11 protein-coding genes are annotated in these 11,580 nt (G+C 40.4%); 7 read left to right on the top strand and 4 right to left on the bottom strand.

Annotated elements, in window-relative coordinates; all coding sequences use genetic code 11:
* Positions 1–165: 165 nt before the first annotated feature.
* From HMPREF1040_RS00755 to HMPREF1040_RS00740, 5 genes are all read left to right on the top strand, one after another.
* Complete coding sequence (locus tag HMPREF1040_RS00755; RefSeq protein ID WP_007391986.1) at positions 166–1,512, top strand: FAD-dependent oxidoreductase; 1,347 nt, start codon at positions 166–168, stop codon at positions 1,510–1,512.
* Between the two features lie 9 nt (positions 1,513–1,521).
* Complete coding sequence (locus HMPREF1040_RS00750; protein WP_007391997.1) at positions 1,522–2,076, top strand: carbonic anhydrase; 555 nt, start codon at positions 1,522–1,524, stop codon at positions 2,074–2,076.
* Positions 2,077–2,091: 15 nt separating this feature from the next.
* On the top strand, positions 2,092–2,661 hold the full coding sequence (locus tag HMPREF1040_RS00745) for an SIS domain-containing protein (RefSeq protein ID WP_007392009.1): 570 nt from the start codon (positions 2,092–2,094) through the stop codon (positions 2,659–2,661).
* Positions 2,662–2,781: 120 nt separating this feature from the next.
* On the top strand, positions 2,782–2,952 hold the full coding sequence (locus HMPREF1040_RS08075) for a hypothetical protein (RefSeq protein ID WP_007391989.1): 171 nt from the start codon (positions 2,782–2,784) through the stop codon (positions 2,950–2,952).
* A 123-nt stretch (positions 2,953–3,075) separates the two neighbouring features.
* Positions 3,076–7,899 carry a TonB-dependent siderophore receptor gene (locus HMPREF1040_RS00740; RefSeq protein ID WP_007391987.1) on the top strand — a complete coding sequence of 1,608 codons (4,824 nt, stop codon included), beginning with the start codon at positions 3,076–3,078 and terminating at the stop codon, positions 7,897–7,899.
* A gap of 115 nt (positions 7,900–8,014) precedes the next feature.
* Here HMPREF1040_RS00740 and HMPREF1040_RS00735 read toward each other — a convergent pair whose 3' ends face one another.
* Together HMPREF1040_RS00735 and HMPREF1040_RS00730 are read right to left on the bottom strand one after the other, a co-directional pair.
* Positions 8,015–8,539, bottom strand: a complete 525-nt coding sequence (locus HMPREF1040_RS00735; RefSeq protein ID WP_007392001.1) for a Gx transporter family protein — start codon at positions 8,537–8,539, stop codon at positions 8,015–8,017.
* Between the two features lie 12 nt (positions 8,540–8,551).
* On the bottom strand, positions 8,552–8,938 hold the full coding sequence (locus HMPREF1040_RS00730) for a NusG domain II-containing protein (RefSeq protein ID WP_007391983.1): 387 nt from the start codon (positions 8,936–8,938) through the stop codon (positions 8,552–8,554).
* A gap of 320 nt (positions 8,939–9,258) precedes the next feature.
* Here HMPREF1040_RS00730 and HMPREF1040_RS00725 point away from each other — a divergent pair, with 320 nt between their 5' ends.
* On the top strand, positions 9,259–9,816 hold the full coding sequence (locus HMPREF1040_RS00725; RefSeq protein ID WP_007391981.1) for a DUF3793 family protein: 558 nt from the start codon (positions 9,259–9,261) through the stop codon (positions 9,814–9,816).
* 14 nt (positions 9,817–9,830) lie between these two features.
* Entirely contained in the window at positions 9,831–10,244 is a 414-nt protein-coding gene (locus HMPREF1040_RS00720; RefSeq protein WP_007392000.1) for a flavodoxin, read from the top strand.
* 100 nt (positions 10,245–10,344) lie between these two features.
* Here HMPREF1040_RS00720 and trxA read toward each other — a convergent pair whose 3' ends face one another.
* Both trxA and HMPREF1040_RS00710 read right to left on the bottom strand, forming a co-directional pair.
* Positions 10,345–10,650 (bottom strand): thioredoxin, encoded by a 306-nt coding sequence (gene trxA, locus HMPREF1040_RS00715; protein ID WP_007391979.1) that lies wholly within the window; start codon positions 10,648–10,650, stop codon positions 10,345–10,347.
* A gap of 119 nt (positions 10,651–10,769) precedes the next feature.
* A complete protein-coding gene (locus tag HMPREF1040_RS00710) occupies positions 10,770–11,576 on the bottom strand; it encodes a MetQ/NlpA family ABC transporter substrate-binding protein (protein WP_036257200.1) in 807 nt (268 codons plus the stop codon).
* Positions 11,577–11,580 lie beyond the last annotated feature (4 nt).

The raw sequence follows: 11,580 nt of genomic DNA, 5'->3' as shown, positions 1-11,580 counted from the left end.
AGTCGACGTCTCTGGCAACAGAAAGCTTTTTTTATTTTATTAGTATATATTGAAGAGATTTATTTGACCCACATAGTAGGAATATATATAATAAAGGATATGATGTTCGTATAGATGTAAGCTAATAAAATGGTGGCTAACGATATAAGAAAGGCGGAGTAAAGCATGTCTGAAGAAAACAATCGGTTAACTTCATTTTATCAAGAACCGATACGCGATAGGGATTTTACACCAGAAGAGGTAGCGGTTGAAGCAACACGATGTCTTCACTGTAAAGTACCATTATGCCGGCGTGGTTGCCCTATTGGCAATGATATTCCTAAATTTATTCAGGCATTAGCTAGTGGAGATATTCCGCAAGCGATAGGGTATATTTATAATCATAGTGATTTACCAGCTATTTGTGGGCGTGTGTGTCCGCGTGAAAATCAATGTGAAGGCTCATGTGTGTGGAGTCGGAAGGGAAAACCAATTGAAATTGGTAAATTAGAACGGTTTATTGCTGATCGAGCATTTGAAATGGGTGTTACTCCTTTCCATGTTAGTAAGGGAAGTGCTGGTAAAGTTGCTATTTTAGGCAGTGGTCCCTCAGGCTTAGCTGTAGCACGTAATTTATTGCTTCTTGATTATGAGGTGATTATTTTTGAGGCAAAAGACTGTCCGGGGGGGATGTTGACTTATGGCATTCCTACTTTTCGGTTACATAAAGATGTGGTACAACGAGAAGCGGATGCGTTAACTCGTATGGGCGCTCATTGGCAATACGGCATTAAGATAGGGGTAGATAAATCGTTGCAATCCTTATGGGACGATGGGTTTGAAGCCGTGTTTATTGGCTTTGGTACTGCTGATGAGTGGAATTTAGGTATTACGAATGAACAATGCCAAGGAGTACTTGGTGCGGCGGCTTTTTTAAAACAAGTGGAAGATGTACAACTAGGAAAAGTTCCATTATCGTCAGTGCCTGTATATAAAGGGGATCGAGTGGCTGTTATTGGTGCCGGTAATGTTGCTATTGATGCGGCTCGTACAGCGATTCGCTTGGGGGCAGACGTTACGATTGTATATCGACGAGCAGAGAAAAACATGAAATGTTTACCTTCTGAGTATGAAGAAGCGAAATTAGATGGTGTACAATTTACTTTTTATGCAGCACCTAAAGCGGTTATTGGAACTGATAAAGTAACGGGATTACAATATGAGAAACAGCAGATCTTAGAAGATGCGACAATGGTGCCAACAGGAGATATGGTAACCATTGAAGTTGATAAAATTATTGGTGCTATTGGCAATAAACCTGAATTGGACGTAATACGTTCATTTTCTTTAGCTATTAACCCAGATGGATATATTGTTACTAGTAAGAAACCGTACGGGATGACTAGTTGCGAAGGAGTGTTTGCCGCGGGTGACATTGTACATAAACCGGCAACGGTAGTATTAGCTATGCGAGAAGGACGAAAAGTAGCGCGTGGCATAGATGCGTATATTCGGGAAAAAAATAAAAAATAGGAGGGGCAAATGGCGACCGTATTAGACTCAATAAAAGAAGCAAATACAGAATTTTTAAAAGTGATGAGATCACAAGGGGGACTTCCTCAAATTGATAAACAACCATCTAAACATGTGGCAATTATTTCTTGTATGGATACGCGTTTGTTATATATATTAGAACCTGCATTGGGGCTTATGCGAGGTTCGGCAGTGATGATTAAAATTGCGGGCAGCCGGATTACGGAATCTTTTGATAGTGCTATCGGTAGCTTATTAGTCGCTGTATATGAATTAGGTGTAACAGAAATCATTGTCATTACGCATGAAGATTGTGGGATGGCACATACCACGGCTTCTTCGTTATGTGAAAAAATGAAACAAGCGGGAGTTGCACAACAAGACATTGATGCGATAAAACCGCAGTTAGAAGTATGGACGTTGCCTGAGTCAGATGCTACGGTAGCACTTAACGATATAGTTGAACGATTGAAACAGAATCCTTATTTACCCAAGACACTTACCATTCATGGATGTACGATGAATCCGAATAATGGTAAAATCCATTTTCTTGAAAATAAATAATAAAAGGAGATTATCATGTCAATTATAGAGGAACGTATGGCTGAACATAAGGCCGTATTAGAGGGAACCTTTTCTGTCATACCACAAATTGAACAAGCGAGTAAGATTATGTGCGATGCCGTTTCGCAAAGAAAAAAAATTGTCTTTTTTGGTAACGGCGGAAGTGCGGCGGATGCACAACATTTAGCTGCAGAACTTATGGGGCGTTTTCAGAAAGAACGAGAACCGTATCCAGCATTAGCATTGACGGTAGATACGTCGGTATTAACCGCCATTGGTAATGATTATGGATATGATGTGGTATTTGCTCGACAAGTACGTGGTATTGGTAATAAAGGAGATGTAGCGATTGGGCTATCTACTTCGGGATCGAGTAAAAATGTGGTGTCTGCATTAGCTGTAGCAAAGAAAATGGGCATGAAAGTGATTGGGTTTACTGGCGAAAACAGTGGTAAGATGGCTCCTTTTTGTGATGTATGCATCAGCGTACCAGCTACTGTTACGGCACGTATACAAGAAATGCATATTATGATTGGTCATATTTTATGTGAAATAGTAGAGCAGTCGCTGATAGAAAATAATTAATGTATCGTGAAAAGGGATAACCCCCTTCTTAGAAATTTCTAAGAAGGGGGTTATTGTTTGTTAGGGTATGAAAATATAAAAGAGGATGTTAAGTATACATGTTAGGTATCTTATAAAGGTTTGGAAGTATGGCATGTACGCTCGTTAGGGGATAAGAAGCCCATTCATGGAACCGATATGAAAGTGGCGAATGTGGTTGCTGCGGGCATACAGGCTAAGGTGGGCAAGGAAGATAAAAGAGAGAATAAATATCAAAATACTTGTCAAGTATACATGTTGGGTGTATTATAAAATGGGGTAGTTATGTAGCAGTACATATTGAATTTGCCATTGTCGCGGAGGGGCTCGTTGCGGGTATTTCGCAAGGAGTGCGGCAATTCGTTTATATAGGAAGACAAGAGAGGAGTATATAGGATGAACGAGAAACGAATGCGTATATCTCGTACCGCCGCCTTATCCGGAGCCATCTTTGCATGGTTGACAATTTCGGGAGGGGCAGTCGGCGCCACGGCAGCCGTGACGACCGGGAATGTCCATGTGCGGGCAAATGCGGTACAAGAAAATGCTAAGAACGATTCACAAAGTATCAGTGTCATTACAAAAGCGGATATCAATGAAGTTCGCGCTAAATCGGCGGAAGATGTGGTATTCCGACAAACCGGGGTGCTGCGAACGGTAGATGCCATGGGGAATGTGGGCGTATCCATTCGCGGCGCGGAACCGCGGCATACGTTGATCGTCGTGGACGGACAACCGGTAATGGGATATTTATCAAAATACAGAGGCGCTGGGGATGCGTTGCTGCGTATGGGCGCGGAAAATATTGATCATATGGAAATCGTACGCGGCGCTTCGTCGGCAAAATATGGCGCCGATGCCATCGGCGGCGTGATTGATGTCCATACGAAACAGCCGTCGTCCAAGGCGGGTGCGGAATTGGGCATGGAATTTCGCTATCGCAATGATTTTCGCGGCACCTCTTTGCCGATGAATTACTATTTTCGCGGGGATACGGGTCGGGTCGGCAAACTGAAGGTGGCCGTTACCGCATCCAAACGGGATATCGACCCGGTAAACGCCGGAGGAAGAGAATATAAAAAAGGCATCAATTGGTTTGAAGATTTCCGGCCATCGCTGCGCTATTATGGAGAAATGAAAAATGTAAGTTTTCAGGGAAAATATGATTTTAATAAAAATCACAAACTGTCCTTTCAGATTACGACCGATTTAGAAGATGTAGAAAGAAGAAATAAATCAGCCAATCCTGAGGATATACTGGGGTCCTTCTTTGAACCGATGCAGATATTTAAGCGGAAAATAAAAAGAGACCGGTACCGGATGGACTATACCGGACAAAGTGGAAAGACGGACTGGAAAATCAGCCTCTCCTATGGCAAGTCGAAGGAAGATGACATCACATTGCTGACCTACTATGGCAATGGTCATGATGAATATTCCGGTGCGAATGATTTAGGAGGCGTGGACTGGGTCAGACACAACCGCTGGACCGTGGATACTCTTTTCAATACCGCTGTGAATGACAGCCATTTTTTGACCTATGGTGCCGGATACAGCAGGGAAAAGGGCGAAGGCTCGCGCATGAAAAGAGCACCCCATACCCGTTTACAAAAAATTGATCCATGGGATTATGATAAATCGCTTTGGGTCGTGGATAATACAGCCAGCAAAGATGATAAACCTCATTCTCATGTACATGCGTTCATTTTGAAAGAAACAAAAGATGGATTTATCTGGGACAAGAATAAAGAATATTATGGATCCGATTCCTTAAAAGAATTGCCACCAATGACATATGAAGAATATAAAAATGCAGAAAATATCTATGAAGAATATAATTCATATTGCCAATATGATTTTAAAACGAAGACTGTGAAGTATACCGGACCTAAAGAATTGGAAGAAAAGCGGAATGCCATTCTGGCAAAAAATGATGCATTTAAAAAAATTTTAAAGGAACAGAATCCAACGAAAATCGGGGATGGTGACAATCAAATTTCAGAGGATTATGCAGTAGACGGATACTTTAATGGGTCATCGGGACTGACTTATAATGGAAAGATGTTTGGTGAAATATTTAAAGAAAGAGAAAATGTCCTTACCCTTGGAGAAGCATCTATCCGTAAAAAGTATGTTTTTCTTTCCGATTCCTGGCAGATAACGAATAAATTCCGTCTGACACCTGTCTTAAGAATAGATAACAGCAGCCTTTTTGGCAGTCACATCACGGCGAATCTGGGAGGCGTTTACGAAATCCGGTCAAAACGCCGTCTGAAAATGAATGTTGGCACCGGCTATGCGGAACCAGGACTGGATGAGTTGTACTACAGCTGGCAGATGTTTGGCGGCTCCGGTATGGAGTATCCCGGCTGGTACTGGATTGGCAATCCCGGTTTGAAGCCGGAAAAATCTTTTAATGTCGATGTATCACTGGAAGGGGAAAATAAAAATACCTATGTCCGTATCGGAGTTTTCCATAACCGGATTACTGATTATCTGACTCCTTACTTTACAGGACAGTATATTGATTTCAATTTTCATAATGATACAGTCCCTGTATCTATCGACCGCATCTATTCATTCCGGAATGTTGGACGGGCAGAAATCACCGGACTGGAAGCAGAAGTACAGCATAAATGGAATCAGTACTGGGGTACAAATTTGGGGTATACTTGGCTTCATGCGGTAAACAAGACGGACAAAGATTTGCCTTCCCGTCTGCTTGACAGACCGGTGCATAAGATTGATTTCAGCCTGAATTATAAAAATGATAAGAGCGGCTTCCGGGCTTCTTTATGGACCGATTACTATATCCGGATGCTGGACAGCAATTCCGGGAATGTACAGGGGGGGTACCAAAAAAATGCTGATGGAATTTACATCAAGAAGAAAGCGGAATATAAAGAAAAGACGTTCGGCATCTGGAATATCCTTCTGGAGCAGAAATTAAATAAAAATACTTCGGTATATCTGGGCGTGGATAATATATTCAACCACAGGGACGATGACCGTGCTTATCAGGAACGGTCGTACCGTGTGGGAATGAATATGAAATTAAATGGTCTTGAAAATCTTTTCGACGGTAGCAGATTCTCTTTGGGAACCTGGTTGGGAGATCCGTACTGGTTCCTCTCTCGCTATGAAAGTGGAGCAGACAAAAAGGGCGCCATTAAACTCACTGGCGATTACCGGATCCGGGACAATATATACAGTGGTGAAAATAAGGCGGGCATGCGGTATACAAAAGAAACATCAGCAACAGAAGGAGCCGCCATAAATAATGCAGATCGTCCGGGACATGGGTTTGAGCAGCGCCTGCGCTTGGGGTTGGCTGCTAAATGGAGCGACACCCTGAGCATGAACGTATTAGGAAGTACGGGAAAGATAGATGGTCAGTACAATGTAGCTCCTGAAAAAGGGCTGAACCATGTAAGATTGGAAAATATGGAAATTAATGCCAAAACCAATAAGTGGGACTTCACTCTTGGTAGACTGCATGAAAAATTGGGCATTACCGGGTATTGGTTTGATAAAGAATATGATGGCGTACGGTTGGTGTATACGGATAAAAAATATGGTTGGCAGATCCGGATTGGATATGGTGACTTTAGTCATACGACAGGGGTGACGGACAGCGCTTATAACCATAAAGAAAAAAAAGTGATTCACCGGGCTCCGACGACAAACGAACTGTTTGGTATTTATGATGGATTTAGTGATAGAAAATCCGGACTTATTTATCCAATGACTTATGAGCCGGAAGGGAAATATAATTATCGTGAGAAATTTAATCATGCCGGTGAAGTGAAAAATGAAAAAGGGGAATGGGTCCGGGATCCCAATCTGAGTGATGTGGAAATTGCCCGGAAAAAACTAAGTGTGGCCCGGGAATTATTAGGAATTCTGAAAAAGATTGACTATCCCGATGCAGAGGCAAGAAAACAGAAAATGGAAAGTGCAGGACTTCCTTACCGGTCTGCTTATGATCAAATGATGTATAATATGAGTCATGGGAGTTTCGGTAAAGAATGGCCTTATCGACCTTTTGCTTATGCGGATGCCCAGGTACGGCTTCCTGACGGGACGATTGAAGATTGGTATTCCTTCACTTCCCAAAGAAACGAGAAAAGAAAAGTCGGAGATGAATGGACGAAGAGAAGGTATGGAGAGGCCGTGGTACAGGACCCGATGCCTAAGACTTCATGGGGAGCGGATTGGTCAGGTTTCAGGCAAGTCATTAAAGTACCGGAAAGACATTTCAGTATCGAAGAGCAGATGAAAGAAAAGAATATCCGGATTATGATGGAAGATATCTATGATGGTATCGTTGATTATTATAAAAATGTAAAAAAGACGAAATTTGAATTTATCAATGCAAGAACGGGAGAAGTGCTGACGAAGGAAGAGCAGATGGATAAATTCTTTGCCGCTTACGTGGGAAACCATGCGTATGCTATGGACGATAAAACACCGGGGTATGCTGAGCGGAACGGAGCCGGTGCAGTTTCTAAATTGTTTTCAAACCTGCTTCATGATGGCAGCTATGGTCCTATGGAGGGGGCTCCTGTGCCACTGCCGGGAGGACCCAAGTCCATCATTCAAGAAGGATACTTGCTGGTAAAAGATCAAATCCCTGCTATCAAAAGAGCGGGGGTTGTACAAATTAAGAAACAGATCACGCCGACAGTAGGGTTGGAAGTATGGCATGTACGTTCAGTAGGTGATACGAAGACCGTGCAGGGAACCGATATGAATGGCGTGAATGTATTGGCCTTAGGTATACAGACGAAGTTAGGAAATCATGCCGCTTTTTCGGCTGAGTATGGTATGAATTTCTCTTCGTTGGGTAAATATTTCCACGGCGGTCATATGTACGGTGTGCCTACCGACACGGGAACGGCTCCCGCTTTCGGCGTAGTACGGCTGGATATAGGCCGGGCGGATACGGAACGCCGGGGAAGTTGGCAGGCTTATCTTGATTATAAGGCGTTTGCTCATGGTGCTTTCTTTGGTGGCACGGGAGCAGATGTACCCGATCGGTATTTGGACGGTATTCGTTCGTTTACGTTTGGTTTTAGCTATGTACCTAAGAAAAAGATGTTGTTGCAAGGGTTCTATACGTTTGGCGCCAAAGGGTTGCAAAAACGGGATACGCTGTATACGCCGGAAAATTTCTCTTTAGGAGATTATGTGCGATTATCTGTAACCTATCGATTGTAGATGAATATGGTGTGCAGGTTTCTTAGGTATTAGGTGTATATTGATTTTGTGTTTGTAATAAAAAGAATGCTGACCCATATGGGTTAGCATTCTTTTTATTATATATAACAAATAGTTAAGATAAGGTATGAAGGCGCTTTATTAAGGGCAATTTTTTTATATGTTGTAGGGTAAAAGTTGCGATGATACCGAGGAGAATGCCGGTACCAGCACCGGCAAGTGATAAAACGGGTAAATAGAGAAAAATATGAATGTTTTCTACGATACAAGCTGCTACAATGACTTGACCCACGTTATGAAATATTCCTCCAGCTGCACTAATACCGAATAGTGAAAAAAGGCGAGTTTTTTGTAAGAGTAGCATACTGAGAAGACTACATACGCCACCGGCAATACTATATAATAAGGTATTTATTCCACCCGCAAAAGCTGCGGATAAAATAATTCGTAATAGGACGATAAAAAAGACATCTTTTTTTCGAGGTAAGGAATATAAAGCGATGATTGTAATTAAGTTGGCTAAGCCTAATTTTGCACCAGGTGCGATAAAGGGGATAGGGATAAAGCCTTCAATGATGTATAAAACTAATGATTGTGCGACAAATATTCCTAGTAAAATAATGCGAAAGGTATTGTTCATGGATAATCACCTCTAATGTGCAGGAATAATATCGGGAGTGGTGGTTTGATCTGATTTGATTTCAATTAATACCCGATGAGGTAAGCAAACAGTGGTTGAACCTACTTGAGAAATAAATCCTTGATGGACACATAATTTATCAGGGCAATTAGCATTGGTAATGCCGATTGATTCATTTTTTACGACAACCGTATTATAGCCTTTGGATGTATGGATAGTAAATAGAAAGGTTCCTTTATGACCCGTTAGGGGAATGGTTTTATAAATGGCTCCATCTACATGGATGACCGCATGCGTGCGTACAGGATGGGTCGTTTTTTGTAATACGAATATTCCTTCCGGAATGAGTGATAACAAAAGTAAGGTAATAATTAGAATAACATCCCATTTTTTTGGCATAACAAACTCCTTTTAGTAGGTAGATACAGCGTATAGGTGTACTTTTAAATAAGATATATAATCAATAATAGCATTATATGTTTTTATTATACTTGATTCCATTTTGGAAAATCTACCCTTATTAGGAAGGGAGAAGAAAAAATAAGCATGTAAACAAAGGTATTATATGTAAAATATTTTTAATATAGAGAAATAAAACTTATTTTATTTAGCGTGATTGACTGAATTAGAGGGAATATTTTTTTTGCAAGATACCATGTATTGACAATGATTTACATTATTGGTATATTATCTTTAGGTCATGAGAGGAGAGAAAGTATATGGAATTAGATAATTTCTTCATTTCTTATTGTTCTGCGACCTTAGCAGGATTAAAAATGGGTACTTTATTGTGTCTCCCCTGTTGTCCTAAAGAAAAGGATTATACCGCTATCATTGAGCAGTATAATCTAAAATTCAATGAAAAACAACTTCATTTTAAGATTTTGTTTGGTTGTCCACAACGCACGTTGTTATATGTATATAGACCATGTATGGTACAGCAGCATTTGCAAGAAAACGCAGTTCAATGTTTTTTGCAAGCTTATGGGTATACTCCAGGTATTCCCTTAGCAGATATGTTGGAGCATTTGTCAGAACGGTTTGCTGTAGGTGATTGTTTTCCTCATGAATTAGGCTTGTTTCTAGGCTATCCTTTAGATGATGTTTGTGGTTTTATTCAACACAGAGGTTGTCATGCTAAATTATGTGGAGAATGGAAAGTTTATGGTGATACGGAAAAGGCAATGCAACTGTTCCGTAAGTTTGAATGTTGTCGTCGAACCTATAGTAGGCAGCTTGCTGTGGGGACATCATTAGAATCGCTCATTGTAGCGTAAGGAGGAATTTTGTTATGGTAGAAATCGTATATTGGAGTGGCACTGGTAACACGGAAGCAATGGCCCAAGAAATTGAAGCAGCAGCAAAAGCAGCAGGTGCAGAAGTTGAATCAGTTTTGTTTGATGACACGGATGTTGATACCGTAGCATCTAAAGATGTTATCTTATTAGGCTGCCCTGCAATGGGAGCAGAAGAATTAGAAGAAACTGTAGTAGAACCGTTTGTTGCTGATTTATTACCCAAATTAAGCGGTAAAAAAGTAGGCTTATTTGGCTCTTATGGCTGGGGTACTGGCGAATGGATGGATGCATGGGAACAACGTGTAAAAGATGCAGGTGCTACGGTTATCGGTACAGCTATTGTTAATGAAACACCGAATAATTCAGAAGAATGCGAAGCATTGGGCAAAGCTGCTGCACAAGCATAATAAATAGCGTTGAAAATGGTTGATTCATACCTCTCTAACACATATATATATAAAAAGAAACAGTATCTTTTCGATACTGTTTCTTTTTTTTATTTCTTTTTTATAATAGTGATTCTAAGTATTCTTTTGTTTGATCTCCGATTGTGGTATGTTGTATAGACCCATCTTTTACAAATAATAACGTGGGAATTACATTCACTTCATATCGCATTGCCAAGGCGGGTTGTTCATCTACATTTACTTTTACTAGCGTAACTTCAGGATGATCCGCTATGATAGATTCTACAATGGGGAGCATGGTGGTACAATGACCACACCAGGTAGCCCAAAAGTCAACAATCACGGAGCCTTTGCTTTGTAAAACAAGTTGATCAAAATTTTCTGTTGTAGCATTTATAATGTTCATCCTATTCACTCCTTATCTATCGATCATTAACAGCTATTATGTTGTTAATGTAATTAGTATATCATAAAAGTGAACGTTTGTCTTTTTTGAATGTCATTGATTATACTTGTATAGATTGATTAAAAAGCGGGGAGAACAGCACCTTTGAACTGATTGTTGATAAATTTACGAATTGGTTCAGATTGATAAATTGAAACAATCTTTTTATAGGTTTCGTTTGTTTCATCGCCCGTATGAACGGCAAATACATTTGCATAGGGAGAATCTTTACTTTCTATGAGGAGTGAATCTTTTTGTGGATTTAATCCAGCTGGAATAGCATAGTTTGTATTAATGCAAGCAATACCTGTGTCATCGAGGGAACGAGGAATTTGTGCTGCGTCTAATTCAATAAATTTTAAATTTTTCGGATTTTTCACAACATCCCGTACAGAAGCGGATATATCATTCCCATTTTTTAAGGTAATTAAGCCTGCTTTTTGTAATAGTAATAAAGCACGTGCACCGTTTGTTGGATCATTAGGTATAGCAACTTTTGTTCCAGGAGCTATATCGGCTATCTTTTTATAAGTGTGAGAATAGACGGCCATGGGTAAAATGATGGTCTTGCCAATAGAAACAAGGGGAAGTCCTTCTTTTTTGATGACATTATTTAAATATGGTTGATGTTGCATAGAGTTCATATTAATATCTTTTTCGGCTAAAGCTTTATTCGGTTGTACATAGTCATTAAATTCTACGACTTTGATTTTAATGCCTTGCTTTGCAGCTTCTTTTACGACTTCGTCCATTACTTCTGCTTGCGGACCGGCCGTAACGCCAATACTTACTTCGTTGGTTGAGGTGGTTTGAGATCCACAACCAGCTGCTAATAAGCAAGCGGCAATTAAAATAGTAGAGGCAATTTTTTGAATAAGTTTGTTCATAAAA

Origin of the sequence: Megasphaera sp. UPII 135-E (assembly GCF_000221545.1) — a bacterium.
In the GTDB taxonomy this organism is placed as follows: Bacteria; Bacillota; Negativicutes; order Veillonellales; family Megasphaeraceae; genus Megasphaera; species Megasphaera hutchinsoni.
The sequence above is the reverse complement of the archived record's forward strand: the minus strand, read 5'-3'. Positions and strand labels throughout refer to the sequence as shown.